The organism is Bradyrhizobium cytisi, from assembly GCF_008123515.1.
In the GTDB taxonomy this organism is placed as follows: domain Bacteria; phylum Pseudomonadota; class Alphaproteobacteria; order Rhizobiales; family Xanthobacteraceae; genus Bradyrhizobium; species Bradyrhizobium cytisi.
This window is the reverse complement of record NZ_VSSR01000006.1, coordinates 102,390-121,782: the sequence shown is the minus strand read 5'-3', so window position 1 is coordinate 121,782 and position 19,393 is coordinate 102,390. Positions and strand designations below refer to the sequence as shown.

Genomic DNA, 19,393 nt, shown 5'->3' with positions numbered 1-19,393 from the left:
CGTCGATCAGAGTTTGGGCTCGCCAAGGCCCGAGAGACGTTCGAGATGCTTGACGGTAGCGATGAAGTCGGTCTCGCCGTCGCCTTGCGCGACCAGCGCGCCGTAGGTCTCGCGCACTTGCGCGGCGAGCTGCAGCGGGACGCCGACGGCATGGCCGGCGCCGAGGATGAGATCGAGGTCCTTGGCCATCTGCTTGCAGGAGAAGCTGGAGACGAAGTCGCGGGTTCGCAGCGGCGCGGTCTTGTACTTCACCATGGGGGAAGCGACCGCACTCTCATCCAGCACTTTCAGAATGTCCTGCCAGCCGATGCCGCCCTTGCGCGCCAGCGCCAGGCTCTCGGCCATCATCGCTGCCGAGACCGCGATCATGAGATTGACCGCGAGCTTTGCGTAGCGCGCTTCCTCGCGCGCGCCGAGATAGGTCTGGGCCCGGGTGAAGCTCGCAAACAGCGGCTTAACGCTCTCGAAGGCGTCCCTGGGCCCGGAGATGAAACAGCTCAGCGCGCCGGTATGGACGATGCTGGCGTTGCCGGAGACCGGCGCCCGCAGATAGGAAATCCCGCGGGCTTGGGCAGCGGCATCGACCTCGGCGGAGGCCTCGGCGCTGACCGTGCTGGTCTCGATCAGCACCGCCTTCGGCGCCATCGCGCCGATCAGCCCGGTCGGGCCGAGCATCACCGTGCGCAAGGCGGCGTCGTCAGGGAGCGAGGTGATGACCACAGGCCGGCCGTTGACGGCCTCAGTGGGTGAGCTTGCAACAGCGATACCGTGCTCGCGCGCCTCGTTGAGCCGCGCCGCGCTCTGGTCGAAAGCGGTAACGGCATAGCCGGCCTTGGCGACGAGAAGCGACATCGGCAGGCCCATCTTGCCGATGCCGATGAACGCGACCTGTTTGCTTGTATCAATCATTTCTTGTTGTCCGTTGGCCGCTATCCCGCGACGTGCCCTTGTCGTTCGATATCCCGCACCAGCCGCTGGCCGGATTGGGCGAGCAGTTCCTTCTTCCGTTCGAGCCCGTCGACCAGCAATCGCCCGTTCCGCTTCTTCCAGCGGCCTCCGATCATCACGGCCTCGATATTGGCGAGGCTCGTCTGCATCACCACGGTGGCGACGGGATCGTGGACCGGGAAGAGATTGAGATCGTCGGCATTGATGATGACGAGATCGGCGAGTTTTCCAGGCGTCAGCGAGCCGATCTCGCTCTCGCGGCCGAGCATGCGCGCGCCCGCGGTGGTGACCCATGCCAGCGCCTCGCGCGCGGGAATCGTGGTCGTCGCCGGAATGGTGCCTTCGTTCCTGAGCATCTCCGCGTTGTCGAGCGCGCGTTGCATCGACAGTGCGACGCGTGCGGCGGAGAAGAGATCGCCTGCCAGCACGGATTCCAGGTCGATCCCGATGGTGGGGCGCACGCCGCGCTTGAGCAGCCGTCCGGTGATGGGAAAGCCGTGGCCCTGGATCATCTCGTTTTCGGGGGTCACCGAGAAGGTGACGCCGAGATCGATCAGTCTTTGCAGGAGATCATCGGGCAGGTCGTTGCCATGGACGACGTTGACGTGGGGACCGACGAGGCCGGCCTCGATCAGCTTCTCCCAGCCGCCTTGTGTCTTCGCCGGCCCGCCGCCCTGATGCATCGAGGCGATCAGGCCGAGCTCCCGCGCGAGACGAAAGTCATGCAAGGACACGTCGAGCGTCGAATAATGCGGACCGAGAATGGCAAGCCCGAGCGTCACGAGCCCGTCGCGGTCGGCGAGGGCACCTGCCAGCAGCCGCTCGACCTCGCGGCGGGGATGCGGCACCTCCGAGAAGTGCGGCTCGCCCGGCTTCGGCTCGGGCTTCGGTGAGCCGTGGAAGAAGGCGGCGCGGATGCCGCTCTCGAGCAGGCCGCGCACGGCTGCGTCGGTATGGGCAGGCGTCGGGTTGTTGTGGCACCAGTCGACCAGCGTGGTGGCGCCGCAATTGATCTGGTTCAGCGCGCCAACGAGGGTGGCGATGTAGATGTCGTCGGGAGCGAACAAGGTCGCGAGCACGGCATGCATGCGGCGGAAATATTCGAGCAGTGTCCAGTTCGCAGCATAGCCGCGCAGCGCCGTCTGCCAGGTGTGCATATGCGCGTTGATGAGCCCGGGGATGACGATACGCCCGCGACCGTCGACGATCTCGGCATCAGCGGCTTCAATACCGGGACGAACCCCGACGATCCGCCCGTTCTCCACCAGCACGTCGCCGACACGGAGATCGCCGATCGAAGCGTCCATGCTGATGACCGTTGCTGACTGGATCAAGGTGCGCCGCATGTCGTCAGACCGCCGCTTTGGTTGCGGCCGGCGGCTCGCCCGCCCAGGCGCGCGCGATGAGGTCGCGGATGGCGTTGCGCTCGAGTGGCCGCGGATTCCAGTAGGCATTGGTTACGGCGAGGTCGGCCGCCTTGTCGATGCCGCTCTCGGGCATGCCGATGTCGCGCAGCGCGACCTTGGCCCCTAATCGCCTGGCGAGATCGTAGAGGCCTTGCGCCGCGTCAGCCGCAGCGATCGCGCGCGCGATCCGCGTCATCGCATCAGGCACGGCCGGTGCGTTGTAGGCCAGCGCATGCGGCAGCACGATCGTGTGCGTCTCGGCATGCGGGAGGTCAAAAGTGCCGCCGAGGGTGTGGCAGAGCTTGTGATGCAGCGCCATGCCGACGGTGCCGAGGCATACGCCGCACAGCCACGCGCCGTAGAGCGCATCGCTGCGGGCGGCGCGATCGTCGGGCTTGGCCGCAATCGCGGGCAGGGCACGCGCCAGCGCGCGGATGCCTTCTTCCGCCATCAGCGAGGTGACGGGATTGCTGTCGCGCGCATAAAGCGCTTCGACCGCGTGGGCGATGGCGTTGATGCCGGAGGTGGCAGTGAGCCCGACCGGCAGCGTCAGCGTCAGGTCGACGTCGTAGATCACGGTCTCCGGCAGCACGGCAGTGTCGCGCACCGTGGTCTTCAGGCCGTTTTCGGTCTGACCGAGGATGGGCGTCATCTCCGAGCCGGCATAAGTGGTGGGAATGCAGAGCTGGTCGACGCCGGTGCGCAAGGCGAGCGCCTTGCCTAGTCCCGTCGTCGAACCGCCGCCGAGCGCGACCACGCAGTCGGCATCGCAATCTTTCATCGCCGCGATTGCGCGCTCGGTCACCTCGACGGGCGTGTGCATCGTGGCGCCGGCGAAGATGCTGGCATAGAGCGGGCCGAGCGCCGCGCCGAGCGCCGTACCTTGCGCTTCCTGCTGCGGCGTCGTCAGCACCAGCGCGCGCCTGCCGCCGAGGCGCTCGACCTCGGCTTTGGCCGCGGCAAGCGTCCCGCTGCCGAACACGACGCGGCATGGCAGATTTTCAAAGGCGAACGAACCGATCATGCGCCGGTCTCTTTGACGGGATAATCGACCTGGAAGCGCCCGATCCGCAAGTCGCCTAACTCATCCCGCACCCGCAGATGTTCCGGATGGGTGGCGTAGGCCTTTAAGGCGCTGCTGTCGGTAAACTCCGAGACAAGGACAACGTCGCAGGCATAATCGACATCGCTGATGTCAGCGCCAACCTCGATATGGGTGAGGCCGTCGATCCGGCCCCGGAGGCCTTCGAACAGGGTTTTGACCTTGGTCCGGGCGGCCAGGCGCTCAGCCTGGGTCTCCCCGCGCAGCCGCCACATCACGATGTGCTTGATCGGACCCGACATTTCCCAAAATTCCTCACCTGCGGTCTTGTTTGTTGGGGTCATTTTGCCTTGCAGAAATCGGAAATAAAGACCAAAAATCGTAAGTCTCTTTTCCAATATGAGGAAGAATGGACCGGCTTCTCCAGCTCGAGGTGTTCGCCAGGACGGCCGAGCTCGGCAGCCTCTCCAAGGCCGCCGACACCTTGCGGATGTCGAATGCCGCGGCGAGCCGGCACCTGAGCGCGCTCGAGGAGCGGCTCGCGGTCCGGCTGATCGAACGCAACACCCGCCGGCAGTGGTTGACCGAAGCCGGGCAGGAGCTGCTGCAGCGCTGTAGCACGCTCCTGAACGAGCTCGCGGAGGCCGAGGATGCGGTCAGTGACCGCGCGCTGTCGCCCAAGGGCATGCTGCGCGTCACGAGCTCGCTGTCGTTTGCGATGATCTACATGGCGCCGATGCTGCCGGCGTTTCGCAAGCTCTATCCGAAGCTCGACGTCCAGATCATCGCCGCCAACCGCTATCCTGATTTCATCGAGGCCGGCATCGATGTCGCGATCCGCACGCGAGAGCAGGAGCCGGATTCCAACATCATCATCCGCCGCATCGGACAGATGCGCCGGGGGGCTGGCGGCCGCGCCGTCCTATCTCGCGGCGCATGGCGTCCCCGAGCATCCCGCCGATCTCGCGCGTCACGACATGCTGGTCTACAACCTCGCCAACGATCCCTATTCGCTGCGACTAAGCCAGGGCAGCACGACGCAGACCGTCCGCATCGCGCCGACGCTCGACAGCAATGACGGCCAGATCATCTGCGGCGCCGCGCGCGCGGGGCTCGGCATCCTGATCCAGCCGGTTTACATCGTGCAGAGCGACATCGCGTCCGGCAAGCTCGTGCCGGTCCTGACCGACTGGGAACTGCCGCTGCTGACGATGAACGTGGCCTATCAGAACCGCATCCGGCTGCCGGCGAAGATCAGGGTGTTTTCGGACTTTCTGGTCGACCACATCCGCGCGCATTCGGATACCGGGATCTGGATCGAGGCAACGTAGTCGGCCCACCGGGCGCTAGTCCGATCGCTCCTGCACCCGCGTCCGTCCGATGGACGACCGCGACCGGGGAGCGGCGCGCGGTTCGGACGAGGCAGAGCGCCTGGCTGCATCCGCCTCGTACTGCTCCTTGCGGGCCTTCCGCGCGTTTCGCATCGCGCGCTTGATGAAGGGATGTTGCGAGTCCTCGGCGAAGAACAACACGACTTCGCAACCGGGGCACTGCCTGGAGTAGCCGTCCTGCAACCGGCCTGCGCGATCGCGAAACATCGTCTTGCAGCGCGTGCACTGGACCTGGACGAAGCTCATGCGGGACAATCAATGATGATTGGAAATCGGCAGCCACGGTGAGCCGAATATCTGAAGAAAGCCTGAAAGCCGGTTGCGAGTTTGGCGCGCGTCTTGCGGCGCAACCGGCTGCGCGCCGCTATTGTTTCGCCGCCATCGCATCCAGGCAGTGGTTGAGATAGTCGGTCCGATCTCGCAGCAGCACTTTCGCCAGATCCGCCTTCAGGGCGCATTCGCGCTGACGGATCTGCTCGGCGCGGCGCTTTTCGGCCGCCTCGCGGTATTCGGGTGCAACCTTGCTGGGATCGACCAGCCCCTGCGATCGGGCGGGCGCCATGGCAAGGAGTGCGACGGCTGCGAAAATAATAACCTGTTTCAAATGAGCCTCCGTAAAAGGCTCATCCTAGCGCCTGGTTTCGGAAGGCTCAAACGGCAAGTGTATTGGGGCCGATCAACAACGCAGCCTGCCTGACCCAGGTGACTGGCTTGATGATTGCGAAGTTGGCCGGGCGACCTTCGTCACTTCGGGACGTGGTCGATCTTGTGCCCCAAATGCCCGGTGTCGTGATCGCGACGCAGCTGGCTCAGCGACGTCTCGTTCAACTGATGCAAGACCTCGCTTAGCGTTGTCGCATCCGGGTAGCCGGCCGCAAAGCCCTTGCCGTAGATCTTGCGCAATGTGCCGACCAGCGTGTTGCCGTGCTTTTTGCTGATCGCGCCGTCCTTGTCCCGATGGCGAGCATCCAGGCCCGATTCCTTCATGTGTCTCTCCCCGTGCGGCGTCTGCGCGCCTGACGTGAGCGTGCTCCCAAAAGAGTTGACTGGCAACGGTGGGGTGCGCGGGAGTTGCACCTCTGCAGACGCCGTTCCTCGTCGGCCGAGGCGGCTAACAACCGAAGTCGCTTGCGCGGTGATGGGAGTGGTTAGGCTGCCTGCTCCTCAAACGAGGTGTAGACCCGGCCTTTGGGATCGACGATTTGAACGTCGCGACACCCGTCCCCGATCAATTCCCTGGCCTTCTTGAGGGCGGCGGCGAGTGACTCGCGCTTCAGGTTGACGACGCCTGCCGTGTCGAAACCGGTGATTTCAAACATGCCGCTCCTCCGTTTGGTCGAATCCTACACCTTTCCGGCGGGTTGTCTCCTGGCTTTTTTTGGCAGGGCGGGTGGAACACAACGTAGGGTCTGCCACCGGAATTCCATCGCATCGCCCCGTAGTCGGCCGGAGTGGATGGACATGCCTGGCGGCCACGTCGCTAACTTGGAATTAATCCGAAAAGCCCACAATTTTTGGCAGTTGTAGGTGGGTGCTGCGTAAAGGAGGCGTCGCGAGGACGTTCCGGCGACGGCCTCCTTTTGCTCGCTCATGAGGTCAATGCGCATGACCACGACATCCGAAATGCTGGGCTTCGCCGAACACCTCGATGCCGCAGCACTTGCAGCCGCAGCATTCGAACCCCAAGCCGAACACGAAGCCGAACCCGCAGCGGCGGAAGCTCCAGCACCGGGCAAGCGGTCCAGCCGGAAATCGGTCCTGGCGCTGTCGGTGTGTGCTCTGGCGATCAATGGCGCGGCGGCCATCTATACATTGCCGTTTGATCTTCCGTCGCCGAACATCAGCAGCTTGGCTGCGCTGCTTCCGCGCCAGGAAGAGCCCGTCGCAAAGCCGGATCCGATTGTCGCTGCCCTGAAGGACATCCAGTCGGCGCAGCAGCAGCAGGCCGCCTCGCTGCAGGAGATCAATTCCTCGCTGCAGCAAAATGCGGCTCTGCGGCAGCAGGATTCAACGACCCTCGTTTCTCTCCGACAAAGCATCACGGACGAACGAGGCGACGTGAAGAAGATATCGCCGCAGCTTTCGACGCTGATCGCGAAGATCGACTCGCTGCAAACTGCAATGACGTCGGACGTGACGTCCTCGATTCGAAGAGCGCATGCTCGCTATGGACTGTCCGCAACGATGCGCAAACGGATGGTTCGGCAGTCGAAATCTATCGGGCCCATTTCGGTTGGAGGCGCGCCACTGACTGCGCCGGCGACAGTTGCAGCCCCGGAAAGCTGAAGGTACCTGGCACGCCAGGCGCTCCCGGCGCTCTGATCCGCAATTGAATCGGCAGCCGGGAGCATCGGGGGCTGGAAAGCGAGCCGTGCCAAGTTCGCCCTTTTACGATCATGGGTAGAACAGCCGACTCCGGTAGTCATACGGAGTCCATTTTCGGAACGGGGTGTTCTACTGTGAGAACACCGGCGAGATTTGAGTACCGACCATTTTTCTAGTTGTCCGGGATGGCCGCAGCGGGGGCTGGAACCACCCTGCGGCCTTTCCCCATTTTGAAGACGGTCATTGATCCCTCTTCAACTTCCGCCGGCCCCCCAACGGCTCTTTGCAATTCGGGTTAAACTCATGGTGTCGGTTCAGCGCACGCATGACGCCGATCCGCGCGAACAGCGTCGGGCCGCCGCGCTCGACCACCAAGAGCTTCCATCGCCACACGCCACTCCGGTGCTTCGTGCTCCGCGTCGTGGGTGTGGCAAAGCGGCCAGGCAAAGGAAGCACTTCAGCTGCGCGTTACGAAGCTGTCGCTCAGTGCCTCGCCGCTCTCTCAAGGAATTCCAACATCGAGGGCGCCACGTCCTCGAATTCGACGAAGCGACGGCGCAGCTCATCCGCGATATCCGTGGTCACATCGCGCGACCATCCCTCGGTCGTGTTGAAGGCGACGATGCGAGCTGGACGAATGTAATGGCCTTCGATCAGGTGCCGCAGCAGAGTCGCGCGGTTGCTGTCCTCTTCGGCCGTTTCGGACCAGGCCCGCCCCAAACGGCCGCCGAAGTCCTCAAGCACAAGATAGACATCGTGGCTTGCCGCACTCTGCGGCACGATGGATGGAGACTGACCCATGAGAACGCCGCTGGCTAAAGTTCCCTTCCGGACCGACGCTGATCCTAAACGGTGGAAAAGGCTACGGCTAAAAAGGGTTAGTTAGACTAGATAGGCGGCCGTACTCCCAACGTGGCGCGTTCCCGCGCTGCTCGGCCCGCCGCGTTTTTTGGGCGATGGCGGATTGGGGCGCAAGTTTTTGGTTTCGTGTGGTGAGCGCGCTGGGGCTCGAACCCAGGACCCCGTGATTAAAAGTCAAAATGCTGGTGATTGCCTAAGCCATTGATGCAGATTCATTTTCCTGTGTCTGCGAGAAAAACCCCTGCAATCCCCTAGTATTTCGCACCGACCCCGTGATTTTCGTTGTAGTCCGTTGCAGCCCGCGTATGTTCCGACGTGCAGACATATTGCAGACACGGGCGGCGGACAATGCAGAGCATCAGCGAAAAGATCGTGGCCGGGCTCGAACCGAAGCTCGACCAGCACGGCAAGCCGAGAGCGAGCACGCTGCACTATTTCAGCGGCGCGACGCTCCAGGGCAAGAAGGCGCCGGCGGGCTTTGCAGTCCGCGTGACCGCCGCCGGCACAAAGGCCTTCGTGCTGTTCCACCGAAAGGACGGGAAGGGCTATCTCGAAACGCTCGGCCGGTGGGACGCAAACGCGCAGGGCGGATCGCTAACCGTGAGGGACGCGATCGTGAAGGCCGACCGGCTGGTGAAGGACTTCACCAAGGGCAACCGCGAGGATCCCCGACCGGAGCGCACGCGGCGCTTGCAGGACGGCGACAAACTCGACGGCCTCAAGATCGGCGGCGCATTCGATCCCGATGCGGACGAGGCCGATCGCGAGCAGAAACACCCCGGCTTGCTGGACATGTTCGTCGACCGCTACTGCCGCAAGGAAGCGCAGCTGAAGAGCGCGGACCAATACGCGAGCACGTTCCGGCGCCTCGTCGCTCCCGACATTGGGGACTTGCCAGTATTCGGGGAAGGGCGGCTGCGCCGTTCCCACGTCGTCGACATGCTCGACGAGATCGAGGATGAGAACGGGCCCGTCATGGCCGACCGGACGCTCGCCTACCTCCGCAAGGCATTCAATTGGTTCCAGGCGCGCGAAGAGGACTTCACCAATCCCATCGTGAAGGGAATCCGGCAGGTTGGCACCAACTCGCGAGACCGCGTTCTCGCAGACGATCAGCTCCGCGACCTATGGACGGCGCTCGACCTCGTCGAGAATGTGCCGGCCTGCTACCCACGGTTCGTCAAGTCGCTCCTCCTGACGACCACCCGGCGCACCGAAGCCGCGCTGATGCATTCCAGCGAGCTCGACGGCGACGACTGGACGATTCCGGCCGACCGCTACAAGACCGGCATTGACCACATCATCCCGCTCAGCGCGGCCGCGCGCGAGTTGATCGGGGAGAAGCCCGCGGGCGCAAACGGCAATTCCTGGTTCATCTTCACAACGACCCAGGGCGCCAAGGGCTTCAGCGGTTTCAGCAAGGCCAAGCGCGAGCTCGACAAGGCAATCGCGAAGGTCCGCGCTGAGGCCGGTCGCGAGCCTATGCCGCATTGGGTGCTGCATGACCTCCGTCGGACGGGGCGTTCGCTCATGTCGCGTGCCGGTGTCTCGGCCGATCATGCCGAGCGCTGCCTTGGGCACGTCATTGGCGGCGTTCGCGGCGTCTATGACCGCTATGCCTACCTCGACGAGAAGCGTGCGGCATTCGAGGCGCTGGCATCGCTTGTCGATAAAATTCTGAGCCCAACCGCCAACGTTGAAGAACTCGCAGCGCGACGGGTGCAGGCATGACCGAACGATGGTTGACGACTGGGCAGGCGGTTGCGCTTGTCCGCCAGCGCCTCGGCGGCAGTGAGGGCCATTCACAAAAGATCCTTCGGGATGCACGCGCCTCGGGGGAAGTGCGCGCACGGCCGGCGGATCCTGATGCGGTGCTGCTGATCGCTGATGATGGCTTAATAGGAACAGACTTCCGGCCACCCGCGCGCAGCATTCACGGGATAGACGCCGACGGCAAGTTGATCGTTCACAATCTGGCGCAGGAGCCTCGCAACGGCGAAACGATCAGCGAGCACGATCTAATCGATTGGCTTGACCGCAAACACGCGGACAACAAGGTGGTGCGCGGCGAAGGTAAGACCACGAAGCAGCGCGCGCAGGGCCGCGCGGCAGAGGAGGCCATCAAAGCCTGCTTCCCGATGGGGGTGCCCGACGTCCTCGAAATGCCAAACGGTGCCGTTGCGGCAAAGCTGTCGGCATGGCTGAAGGCGCATCGTCCCGCCGCCGCGAAGATGAGCGACAAGACAATCCTGAGAGCGGCCGGCCGGGCCAAATAGCGTCAAGACATTCGCGACATCGGCGACATGTCTTCGTTGTCTCGTGCACTGGCCGCGAAGCATCGCCATTCTCGCCATCGTCAACCAGACGAGGCGAGACGCACATGGCAACCACCGAAATTGCAACGAACTACATTCCTCGCAAGCAGCTTGCGAAAGAGTTGGGTACGCGCTTGCGCGGCCGGCCCTATAGCGAATTCACACTGATCGCTTGGGAGAAAGATGGCAAGGGGCCGCCGGCGACGCGGATTGGCCGTGACGTGGTCTACCGCGCGTCGAGCGTCGAGAAGTGGCTGCTCTCTCAAGAGAGCGCGGCTTGATCATGGCAAAATCCAGCACGATCATCGAGCCGATCCCTTTCCGCTTCTTCAAAAACCGTCGCAAGGACGTTGTCGCGGTGACGCTTCAGGCTTTCACGCCTGCCGGCAAGGACCCGATCAATGTGGTCGACGTGCGGTTGTTCGCCATGAACAAGGCAGGAGCGAACGTCGCCACAGTGAAGGGCGTCACAATGGCGGTGAACAGGCTTCCCGACCTCGCCAAGGCGATCAACAAGGCGCTGGCCAAGGCCCAGGAACTCGGCTTGCTCGACGGGGGCGAAACCGAATGAGCGCGGCCGAGGAATTTGGCGAATGCTGCGCCTCGCAACGCTGGTTTGTCGACGAGGGATGGGTCGACAAGCACATCGCGGTAGACAACCTGAAACAGATCGCCGAGCTTGCCGGCTACGTCGATGAACTCGGGCAGGACGAGGTGCAGCGCCTTATGAGCGAGGCTTTCGCGCCGGCTGAGGAGTTGCCATCCGACTACGCGCCGCAATTGGTGATGCAGTGGGAATTGGCCGATCTGCGAGACGCATGGCGCTGGACGGGCGAACTGCCGCCGGTGCAGCAGACCGCGCGGATCGAGAAGCCATCGTATCGCACAGCTCAGGCGACCGTCGACGCATTTCACTTTGTGCTGAGCCTCGGCGATCCCGAGCGGCTTGCAGCTTGGCTGCGCAATCACCCGGACGACGCGTCATCGCTCATCGGGACGCTGGAGGAGGCCGCTTGATGTTGAGCCCCGCCAATAGAGCTATGGCACTCCAAGTGTTCGAAGACCTCGGCTATACGCGCGGTATGGCTCCGTCGGAGGAGCCGACGCCGGTCGCATTGTTTGATGCATACGGTGCCGTGCCGCCGTACGACAGAATTCCGGACGGCGCGAACGAAGAGCGGATCGAGGAACCGTCGGCGACGCCCGCGAGTTTGGCGCTGGTAACACCGCCGGCCTGGCGCGGCGTGCCGCTCGAGCCGATGCGCTGGCTGGCAACGAACCGGATCCCCGCCGGCGATGTCACGATCCTGTCCGGCGATGGTGGCGGCGGCAAAACCACCGTGGCGCTGCAGCTTGCCCTCGCGGTAGAGCGTAGCCTCGGCGACTGGCTGGGGACGGTGGCGGAATCTGGCCCGGTGATCTTTTTCAGCGGTGAGGAGCCGCAGGCCGAGATGCGCCGGCGCCTGCATCGCGTCGCGCGCAAACGTGGCCTCGAGCCCGGGGACCTTGATCGGCTGCATTTTCACTTCGCCGATCCGGACGCGTGCCTGCTCGGCATTGCACAGCGCGACGGTACCATGGCGCCGACGCCGTTGTTTGCATCGCTGGCGGCCGCGGCGCGCGATATCCGGCCCGCGTTAATGGTTGTCGACAGCGTCGCGGCCACGTTCGGCGGCAACCAGAATGACCGCGTGCACGCCCGCACGTTCGTTGGCCTGTTCCGGACGCTAGCCCGGCAGGTCGACTGCGCCATCCTGCTGCTCGATCACCCCAGCCTGTCCGGGATCACCAGCGGAACAGGCCGTGGTGGCAGCATGGATTGGCAGAACGCCACCCGGGCGAGGCTGCACCTCGAAAGCGTCGACGGTGAGGACGGCAGCACCGGCCGCGTGCTCGAGGTGAAGAAGCTGAACTATGGCCCCGCCGGCGAGAAGGTCAGGCTGCAATGGGAAGATGGCTCTTTCGTGATCGAGGGCACCGCCAGCGCGCCGCACCAGGCCGCGGCCAACACCAGCGCCGAACAGCGCTACCTCGAATGTCTCGACGCCATAACGGGGCAGGGCCGTCACGTCTGTCACGCCCCAGGACGCGGCTACGCACCCAAGACTTTCGCCGCCATGCCGCAAGCCGGCGGCCTCACCTGGCGAGCATTCCAAGCCGCCCAAGAGCGCCTGTTCGCCGCCGGCACCATCGAAAACATTCCCTATGGTCCAAAGTCGAAGGGTACCAAATGCATCGCCCGGAAAGCCTGACCATGCCTTCTATCCGCCTGCGATCCGCTCAGAACACCCTGCGATCCGCCTGCGATCACCCTATCGATCACCCTTCTATCGGCCTTCTATCCGTTGCGATCACCCTGCACGTTTGCCCCCATACCCCCAGCGGATCGCAGGCTCCGCTTTCGGCCTTGGGCGGCCGAGCGTTGCCGCGACCCGGAAGAGAGGAAGGGAAGAGGACGGCAGATGGACCTCGTTCGCACCATGCATGTGGTAACGCCGTGGGCGGTGCAGATCGGCCCTGTATTATCCGCCGTCATGGTCGAACGCGTTACGCGTTACTTTCGCACCGATCGCAGCTTCTTTCGCAGACACCGTGCAGACACACCAGCGTAGAGAACACAAAAGCACAGCGAACACAGGCAAATAGGCCGTCCGACTCCGTGACTGAAAATCATGGAAAGGGGTTTTCGCGCGCGCTCTCTCATGAACTTCAACACTCTTGGAAGCTGACGCCTGCACGCGCGAGGCGGTCGACCGCTGGCGAAACGGCTGAACGTACCAAAATGGCCAAGATCGGCCTGGGTCCCCTTTGGGATCGAGGGGGGTGGGGGGAAAAACCAGCACCGTGCTGGATATCGACGTCCCATCCCGATTTCGCGGCGGCCTCCAAAAAAAATGGCGGCTTCGTCTCCGAAAACCTTGTCGAACATTGCTGAACATGAAGCCGCGTTTAATCGGATCACGTGAGCAGCTGCTCCAAGTCGTGCGGGAGCGGCGGGACGAACTCGACTTATCCCATGACCTGCTCGACTGCATCACAGGCCTCCAGAACGGCTATGTTTCTAAATTGCTTTCGGACCCACCGGTGAGGGGCTTTGGCGAAATGTCGCTCAAGGCCGTTCTGGACGCCCTGGGGCTGCGTATCGGGTTTGCCGTGATCATGGAGGACCAGGAGCAAGCCGAGCGCGTGCGCGCGCGCTGGCGGCCTCGCAAGCGACGTCCGACGAAGCAGAAGCCAGCGGCTCCGGCGGCACCAGCGGAAACATTGTGGTGCGTTGCTAGCGATCCGCAAATCATGCCGGATGGTGCCAGCACGAACCTGACAGAGGCCAACGATGGCAAACACGAAGATGATTGGCGCACGGATCGGACCTGATCTTGAGCAGCGCATGAAGGATCTGGCTGCGCGCGAACGGCGCACGGTCTCCGACTGGATCCGGTGCCGGCTAGAGGACGCTGTCGCTGCGGCCTCTCAGCCGGAGCAGCACCGCAGCAGCGAAGCAGCGTGAGGATTTTGACGATGTTCCGCGGGAAGCCCGGCCAGCAGGCTGAAGAAGTTCATGAATTGCCGCAACCCGAGCAGCCGGCGCAGCGCGCGCCCGCCGTCCGGGAAAAGCTGGAGTGCGCGCTCGGCGCGTTGGTCGAGCTCGAGGAGCAAGTCGCGGAATATGCGCTGGACGCGGCCGAGCGGAAGCCCGGCGCGGCCGACAAGCTGTCGGGCCATCGCGCCAAGATCGCTGCCGCGCAGACCGCTGCAGATGAGCTTCGTTCTGCTCTTCGCCTTGCCGAGAAGCTAGACCGGAAAAACCAGGTTGCCGCCGCGACGCGGATGCGCAGTGAGCAGCTAGAGGTCTTCACGAAGGAGATGACCGAGCGCGAGAAAGCGATGGACGTCGTGCTCAAGGCCGGGGCCGAGATGGCGGCAGCCTACGGCCGATATTCCGAGGCGACGTTGCGGGTGCTGGCCGCTGTCCCGGTAGGCACGGCCGTCCCGATGATGTCGATCGGCAGCGAAGGTTTTGGCGGACCTGCCTTCGGCACACTGGAACGGCTGATCCTCGCGGAATTCTATCGATTGGCGCCCGAACGCTCTGACGGGGTCGGTAGATTTGTGGTGCCTTTTGCCAAGCCCTCTTCGGAGCAGTTCCGCGGCAATGCTGGCGCCATCAGGCCGGGTATCGAGGAGTTGCGCGATGCAGACGCTGCGATCGTGGCCGATATCAGCAAGCAGATCGACAAGCTTAACGATGAGGCGATGCGCGCCGCCGGTATTTCCACCGATGACCGAAAGCATGCCGCATGACGAAATTCACAGGAATGACGCGGTCGTCCTGTCCGGCCGCATGTACCGCGCAACGCTGCATCATTTCTGACGTCGGTCACTGCAGCCATCCACTCTCCGGCGGCCTGCAGTTTGCGCTGAAGAACGAGGGCTCCCTCGCTCGTTATGCCGAGGCGTGCAAAGCGATTGGCGTCAGGGACGTAAACACCATGCCGGAAAGGCTCGCACCATGACCGACGCTTCACCGCCATCCACTGACCGCTCCCCGGTCCCCGCTACGCCTGCCGATGCGGCGGCCAAACTCACCGCGCTGAAGGCGGATCCCGCCTGGACGGCAGCGCTGTTGCAGGGCCAGCCGGCGCAGACCGCTGAATTTCATTCTCTCCACGCCCATGCCGCCACGGGTGACAGCACCGACATGGCAATCGCCGGTAAGCTGCAGCCGGGTGTCATCCAGAACGCCGAGCACCTGCAGAACATCGGCGCGGCGGAAATGCTGCGCGGTCTCGGCATGCCGGACGATGTGATCAAGGACACGCTCAACGGCACGGCGTCAACGCCGAAGGCCTTCTACGACAAGATCGTGTCATGGAAGCAGAACGCGATGACCGACGCCGAGTGGACAAAGAAGCTGATGTCCGGTGACCGAAAGGCGCGGTCTCAGCTCGCAATCGCCAACATCATCATCACCACAGGCCCAAAGGAGAATTCTTGATGCGTTTCAATTGCGAATTCAAACACCAGGACACCGGCGCGCGTAAAACGATTGTCGCGTCTCTCAGTCAAGCGGAATGCCAGTCAATCAAGAGCCTGCGCAAACACAAGGGTATCGAGACTGCTGAGGTCACCGCAGAAGCGTATGCGCTGCGGAAAGCCTATGCCGAAGTGCCAGATGGCTTTCGACATATCCAACCGCCAACTGTCATTCGCCTTTCCTAGGGAGGATCAGATATGACGTCACCGTCGCAGGAGAACGCTCACAAGGCCAACATTGTTGCCGCGGAAGGTTCGCGGCAGACGGCAGGTGGTGCGGCTAAGGCTGCCTACAACAACACGCCGGCTGCATGGCCGACGTATGATGCCGCGATCAAGGCAGCAGATGCAGCGTATCTGCGCGCGCTCATTGCGAGCGCCGCTGCCAACGGCCTGGAGGGTCCGCGGCAGACGCTCCACGATCTCGTCGGGGCCTGGACTTAGTTGTGCGGAAAGCAATGGACAGCAGAAAGCCGCAGGCATTTTCGCTCTGCGGCTGCCGGGCTCAAAATTGCTAGGTTCTGAAACCGCCGCCGCAGCCCCGGCCCTTGAACAGTGACCCTGGTTGCGATGCATGTGGAGTCTAAAATGCTGTTCCTTCAAGCGGAACACCTCGAGTGTTGCTGAACTGAGACAAAATGAGCGATCGAGAGACAGCAATCATCGGATTGAAGCGCGAGATCAAGATGGTCCGCGCAACGGCGCGCGACTTGAAGGATCAGAACGAGCGGTGGCGTAAGGTGTGCTCAATGCTGCGCGGCGTGGCCGGTCTTGATGACGCGCAGTTTCGCAACTTGCTTAGGGCCGAGTCACTTCCTGTCGAGTAGGTAGCGCGCACCGCAAGCGCGCTTCAGATCGGGCTTTCTGTACAAAGCCCCGCCATTGGACGACGGCGGAAAACGTCTTTCGGAGCTTCGCCGATTGGAGCGCCTTTCGAAAGACCGCTCCAATGCTCGCACGTTACGCGCTTCGAACCGCGGCTCTCGCCGTCGCCGGGTTGATTCCCACAATCGCTGTCGCCGAGACCTCAAACTATCAGATCCCGTGGAAAGACGTCGCCGCGCGCGATTGCGCAATCGTGCTTGAAAAAGCCGCCGATTTCACAACCGTCATCGCACAGTGCAAGGGGCATATTGGTGTTGTGCTGACCGTGGTGCGGCCATGAGACATGTCCGCGCCGCACTTCTCGTCCTGATCGCATGGACGGCCCCGGCCGTCGCGCAGCAATACAGCAATGTCCCGGGCCTGACGGTGATCGGGCGCCTCGGCTACCCCGGCGATACCGGCCCATCGCAGCCGATCCCGTTTGCCACCCTGCAGACCTATCTCGGGTCGGTTTTCGGGCCAGGCTCGGCGACCATCGGCAACCTCGTGCTCTGGAACAACGTCACGGGCACCCTGCTCAAGGACGGCGGATCGATCACCGCGTTCGGGATTACGCTGGTCGGCGCGGCTAATGCCGCCGCGGCCTATGGCGTGCTGGGCGTCATTCCCTGCGCGCAGACTGCAGCGCTGACCGGCGACATCACCAAGCCATCCGGCTCCTGCGTCACGACGTTGGCCTATAACTACACGACCAGCCTGACCGGCGGCTCGGCGCGCGCCATCCGCTCTAAACTCGGCGACGTGATCGAGGCGGCCGACTGGGGCGTCGTTTGCGACGGATCGACGGATACGCGAGTGGCGCTGCAGTCCGCAATCGACAATACCCCGGAGGGCGGCACCCTTCGCATCTCCAAGCAGAGCACCACCGGCGCCTGCGTGGTGTCAAAGTCGGCGGGTCCCTTCGCGCTCTCGGTGTCCAAGCCGATCCATCTGCTTTGCGATTCCAGCGTCGCCATCAAACCGAACTCGACTCTCGGCACAACGTCGTCCGTCAACGATGTGATCCACCTGTTCGGCCATATCGACGGGATCAACTGGCAGACCATCATTGAAGGTTGTCTCATCGGAGATCCTTCTGCTGCAAGTCGCTATGGTCGCCATGGCCTTGTGTTCGATACCACCACTGCCTCAACCTACTTCCGCGCGCCCGTCATCAAAAACGTTTACATCCAAGCTGGAACGAGCGGCAGCGGGTACGGCATCGCGCTTCTCAACAGTGTCGTCAACAACCCGAACGGCGGCATCTACCAGGCCGACATTGGTGCCGGCTCCATCATCCAGGGCGGCATCTTGCTGTCCGGCACAGGCGATAGCATCAACATCCATGATGCGATCATTCCCTATAACGCCACAGCCAGCGCGGACAACAATGGCATCTTCATCGACGTCGCGAACGGCGGTAGTGGTATGGCAGGAAACACCACGCTCCGGAATCTGAATTTTTCCCAGCCCAAGGGCGTCAACGTCTCCTGCGCGTACAATCTCCTGATTGATGGCGGCGAATACGAGGGCCAGGCCACCCTGACCGGGAACGCCTTGATCGATGTCTCCGGCGCAACATGCACGGTCGTTGGCACCAAGATCCGCAACGCGCAGATCCAATACACCGCTGGGTTCGGCACGCCGCTGCTGTGCCGCATCACCGCTAACGTCGGCCACATCGTTTTTGATGGCAACACCCTTGCCACTCCAACGAGCTATACGCCTTGCTCGAACGCTTCGACCGCGCTGCAGGTTGGTCCCAACTCTTGGAACACCGGAGCGACGCACTTCTCCGGAACCGCAGCGGCAAATACTTTTGGAGGTGGCTAATGTTGCGCTCAAAAATGCTGCGCTCAATCCTCGCACTGGCGTTTGCCGCGTTTGCAACGGTCGCAAGCGCCCAGCAGTACATGCCGCTCCCGCCAAATAGCGTGATAGGCAACGTCTTCGGTCAAAGCAATCCAGCCAACGCCATCACCTTCCCCCAGCTGGCCTCGCAGCTCATGCTGCATGGCGGGTTGGTTCAAGGGCCGACATCGTCAACGGCGGGACATCCGGCGGTTTTTGGTTCGACCCCTAATGTCCTCGTAGATGGGGGTGCCATCGCCGGGACTGGTACCGTGACCGCAGTAACTTGCGGGGCCGGGCTCAGCGGCGGCACGTTCAACGTGACCGGCACGTGCGCGCTCAATGCCACGATCACACCGCAAGGACGCTTGACGCTGGCCAGTGCAGCACCGGTGATGACGACGAGTGTTGCGGGGGCGACAAGCGTTGTCTATACGAACTACGTCGGGAATTTGGTTCCGATTTACGACGGCACCAACTTCGTTCCGACCGCATTTTCCGAAGTCTCGCAAGCCACGTCAGACGCGACGAAAAGCCCGACCGCGGTCGCACCAAATTCCGTCTATGATCTATTCGTCTGGAACGACGGCGGGACCATTCGATGCACGCGAGGCCCGGCATGGACAAACAGCACCACGCGAAGCGCTGGCACTGCCCTGACTTCCGTGAACGGCATGTTGGTGAACAATGCCTCGATCACGAACGGCCCGGCTGCTAATCGCGGCACCTATGTGGGGACGATCGCTTCGAACGGCTCGTCCACCATTGACTACGTATTTGGTTCAGGTGCGTCCGGAGGGTCGGCTGCATTTCTTGGCGTGTGGAATGCCTACAATCGCGTCTCAACGCAGACTGCAGTGAATGACACGGGCACGACGTACAACTATGGCAGCGCGACCATCCGCCTACAGCGAGCTTCTGCGGGCATGGAAATTTCGTTCGTGCGGGGACTCAACGAAGATGCGATTCAAGTGAACTACGGCACTCTCGCTGCCCCCGGCACGGCTGCACAAGTGTTCCTGGGAATTGGTCTAGATACGACGTCCTCGTTCACCAGCCAGACCGCGACGAGCAACCTTGTTGGTTCGGCCGTAAGCACATCGACCGGCTATTCGACGCTCCCGGGGATCGGCCTGCATTTCGTGGCAGCGCTTGAGCAGGCGTCGACGGGGACCGTGTCGTTCTTCCCGAACAGTTCTAATGTATTCAGCTTCGTCAGCCGCAACTAGGATTGCCGGCTAAATCCATCACCGCGAATGAATACAACGGCGCGTTTTGACCTCGGTTTTTTTTAGTGCCTTGATCAACGTCAACATCACCTATCCGGCGCCGCGGCAAAACTCCGCCTGAAAGGTC

25 protein-coding genes and 2 pseudogenes are annotated in these 19,393 nt (G+C 62.8%); 18 read left to right on the top strand and 9 right to left on the bottom strand.

What is annotated here, in order from left to right; translation table 11 throughout:
* Window positions 1-6 precede the first annotated feature (6 nt).
* Genes FXB38_RS03270 through FXB38_RS03255 form a run of 4 tightly spaced genes read right to left on the bottom strand, consistent with a single transcriptional unit; the run spans window position 7 to window position 3,698 of the window.
* Window positions 7-909, bottom strand: a complete 903-nt coding sequence (locus FXB38_RS03270; RefSeq protein ID WP_148749333.1) for an NAD(P)-dependent oxidoreductase — start codon at window positions 907-909, stop codon at window positions 7-9.
* 20 nt (window positions 910-929) lie between these two features.
* Window positions 930-2,294, bottom strand: a complete 1,365-nt coding sequence (locus FXB38_RS03265; protein ID WP_148749332.1) for an amidohydrolase family protein — start codon at window positions 2,292-2,294, stop codon at window positions 930-932.
* 4 nt (window positions 2,295-2,298) lie between these two features.
* Window positions 2,299-3,378, bottom strand: a complete 1,080-nt coding sequence (locus FXB38_RS03260) for a maleylacetate reductase (protein WP_148749331.1) — start codon at window positions 3,376-3,378, stop codon at window positions 2,299-2,301.
* Window positions 3,375-3,698, bottom strand: coding sequence for a Dabb family protein (locus FXB38_RS03255; protein ID WP_148749330.1), 324 nt, complete (start codon window positions 3,696-3,698; stop codon window positions 3,375-3,377). Before FXB38_RS03255 ends, FXB38_RS03260 begins: the two co-directional genes overlap by 4 nt.
* Window positions 3,699-3,805: 107 nt before the next feature.
* Here FXB38_RS03255 and FXB38_RS44810 point away from each other — a divergent pair.
* Window positions 3,806-4,727, top strand: a pseudogene (locus FXB38_RS44810) (LysR family transcriptional regulator).
* Window positions 4,728-4,742: 15 nt separating this feature from the next.
* Here the strand turns inward: FXB38_RS44810 and FXB38_RS03245 are convergent.
* The 4 genes from FXB38_RS03245 to FXB38_RS42545 all read right to left on the bottom strand — a co-directional run bounded on the left by FXB38_RS03245 (window position 4,743) and on the right by FXB38_RS42545 (window position 6,106).
* Window positions 4,743-5,033, bottom strand: coding sequence for a hypothetical protein (locus FXB38_RS03245; protein ID WP_148749329.1), 291 nt, complete (start codon window positions 5,031-5,033; stop codon window positions 4,743-4,745).
* A gap of 118 nt (window positions 5,034-5,151) precedes the next feature.
* Complete coding sequence (locus tag FXB38_RS03240) at window positions 5,152-5,391, bottom strand: hypothetical protein (protein ID WP_148749328.1); 240 nt, start codon at window positions 5,389-5,391, stop codon at window positions 5,152-5,154.
* A 140-nt stretch (window positions 5,392-5,531) separates the two neighbouring features.
* Window positions 5,532-5,774, bottom strand: a complete 243-nt coding sequence (locus FXB38_RS03235; RefSeq protein WP_148749327.1) for a hypothetical protein — start codon at window positions 5,772-5,774, stop codon at window positions 5,532-5,534.
* Between the two features lie 161 nt (window positions 5,775-5,935).
* The gene (locus FXB38_RS42545; protein ID WP_187434628.1) at window positions 5,936-6,106 is read right to left on the bottom strand and encodes a hypothetical protein; all 171 of its coding nucleotides are present in this window, start codon (window positions 6,104-6,106) and stop codon (window positions 5,936-5,938) included.
* Window positions 6,107-6,141: 35 nt separating this feature from the next.
* Here FXB38_RS42545 and FXB38_RS45020 point away from each other — a divergent pair.
* A pseudogene (locus FXB38_RS45020) lies at window positions 6,142-6,282 on the top strand (MAPEG family protein); the annotation flags it as partial.
* Window positions 6,283-6,386: 104 nt separating this feature from the next.
* Window positions 6,387-7,073 (top strand): hypothetical protein, encoded by a 687-nt coding sequence (locus FXB38_RS03225; RefSeq protein WP_187434627.1) that lies wholly within the window; start codon window positions 6,387-6,389, stop codon window positions 7,071-7,073.
* 522 nt (window positions 7,074-7,595) lie between these two features.
* Here FXB38_RS03225 and FXB38_RS03220 read toward each other — a convergent pair.
* Window positions 7,596-7,856 carry a hypothetical protein gene (locus FXB38_RS03220; RefSeq protein ID WP_246229627.1) on the bottom strand — a complete coding sequence of 87 codons (261 nt, stop codon included), beginning with the start codon at window positions 7,854-7,856 and terminating at the stop codon, window positions 7,596-7,598.
* Between the two features lie 465 nt (window positions 7,857-8,321).
* Between FXB38_RS03220 and FXB38_RS03215 the strand changes: the two genes are divergently transcribed.
* From FXB38_RS03215 to FXB38_RS03145, 15 genes are all read left to right on the top strand, one after another.
* Window positions 8,322-9,704 (top strand): tyrosine-type recombinase/integrase, encoded by a 1,383-nt coding sequence (locus tag FXB38_RS03215; protein ID WP_148749323.1) that lies wholly within the window; start codon window positions 8,322-8,324, stop codon window positions 9,702-9,704.
* The gene (locus tag FXB38_RS03210; protein ID WP_148749322.1) at window positions 9,701-10,249 is read left to right on the top strand and encodes a hypothetical protein; all 549 of its coding nucleotides are present in this window, start codon (window positions 9,701-9,703) and stop codon (window positions 10,247-10,249) included. The genes FXB38_RS03215 and FXB38_RS03210 overlap by 4 nt, the downstream gene beginning before the upstream one ends.
* A gap of 104 nt (window positions 10,250-10,353) precedes the next feature.
* Window positions 10,354-10,569: a helix-turn-helix transcriptional regulator gene (locus FXB38_RS03205; RefSeq protein ID WP_148749321.1), complete on the top strand. Its 216-nt coding sequence runs from the start codon at window positions 10,354-10,356 to the stop codon at window positions 10,567-10,569.
* A 2-nt stretch (window positions 10,570-10,571) separates the two neighbouring features.
* Window positions 10,572-10,859, top strand: a complete 288-nt coding sequence (locus tag FXB38_RS03200) for a hypothetical protein (RefSeq protein ID WP_148749320.1) — start codon at window positions 10,572-10,574, stop codon at window positions 10,857-10,859.
* Window positions 10,856-11,305, top strand: coding sequence for a hypothetical protein (locus tag FXB38_RS03195; protein ID WP_246229625.1), 450 nt, complete (start codon window positions 10,856-10,858; stop codon window positions 11,303-11,305). Before FXB38_RS03200 ends, FXB38_RS03195 begins: the two co-directional genes overlap by 4 nt.
* Window positions 11,305-12,540: an AAA family ATPase gene (locus tag FXB38_RS03190; RefSeq protein ID WP_148749319.1), complete on the top strand. Its 1,236-nt coding sequence runs from the start codon at window positions 11,305-11,307 to the stop codon at window positions 12,538-12,540. The genes FXB38_RS03195 and FXB38_RS03190 overlap by 1 nt, the downstream gene beginning before the upstream one ends.
* Before the next feature lie 592 nt (window positions 12,541-13,132).
* Complete coding sequence (locus FXB38_RS03185) at window positions 13,133-13,663, top strand: helix-turn-helix domain-containing protein (protein WP_148749318.1); 531 nt, start codon at window positions 13,133-13,135, stop codon at window positions 13,661-13,663.
* A 138-nt stretch (window positions 13,664-13,801) separates the two neighbouring features.
* Entirely contained in the window at window positions 13,802-14,590 is a 789-nt protein-coding gene (locus FXB38_RS03180) for a hypothetical protein (RefSeq protein WP_148749317.1), read from the top strand.
* A 208-nt stretch (window positions 14,591-14,798) separates the two neighbouring features.
* Window positions 14,799-15,284, top strand: coding sequence for a hypothetical protein (locus tag FXB38_RS03175; protein WP_148749316.1), 486 nt, complete (start codon window positions 14,799-14,801; stop codon window positions 15,282-15,284).
* Window positions 15,281-15,508, top strand: coding sequence for a hypothetical protein (locus FXB38_RS03170; RefSeq protein WP_148749315.1), 228 nt, complete (start codon window positions 15,281-15,283; stop codon window positions 15,506-15,508). Before FXB38_RS03175 ends, FXB38_RS03170 begins: the two co-directional genes overlap by 4 nt.
* Window positions 15,509-15,520: 12 nt before the next feature.
* A complete protein-coding gene (locus FXB38_RS03165; protein WP_148749314.1) occupies window positions 15,521-15,766 on the top strand; it encodes a hypothetical protein in 246 nt (81 codons plus the stop codon).
* Between the two features lie 194 nt (window positions 15,767-15,960).
* Window positions 15,961-16,149: a hypothetical protein gene (locus FXB38_RS03160; protein WP_148749313.1), complete on the top strand. Its 189-nt coding sequence runs from the start codon at window positions 15,961-15,963 to the stop codon at window positions 16,147-16,149.
* A gap of 122 nt (window positions 16,150-16,271) precedes the next feature.
* Window positions 16,272-16,487, top strand: coding sequence for a hypothetical protein (locus FXB38_RS03155; protein ID WP_148749312.1), 216 nt, complete (start codon window positions 16,272-16,274; stop codon window positions 16,485-16,487).
* Window positions 16,484-18,019 (top strand): hypothetical protein, encoded by a 1,536-nt coding sequence (locus FXB38_RS03150; RefSeq protein WP_148749311.1) that lies wholly within the window; start codon window positions 16,484-16,486, stop codon window positions 18,017-18,019. The genes FXB38_RS03155 and FXB38_RS03150 overlap by 4 nt, the downstream gene beginning before the upstream one ends.
* Complete coding sequence (locus FXB38_RS03145) at window positions 18,019-19,266, top strand: hypothetical protein (RefSeq protein ID WP_148749310.1); 1,248 nt, start codon at window positions 18,019-18,021, stop codon at window positions 19,264-19,266. The genes FXB38_RS03150 and FXB38_RS03145 overlap by 1 nt, the downstream gene beginning before the upstream one ends.
* Window positions 19,267-19,393 lie beyond the last annotated feature (127 nt).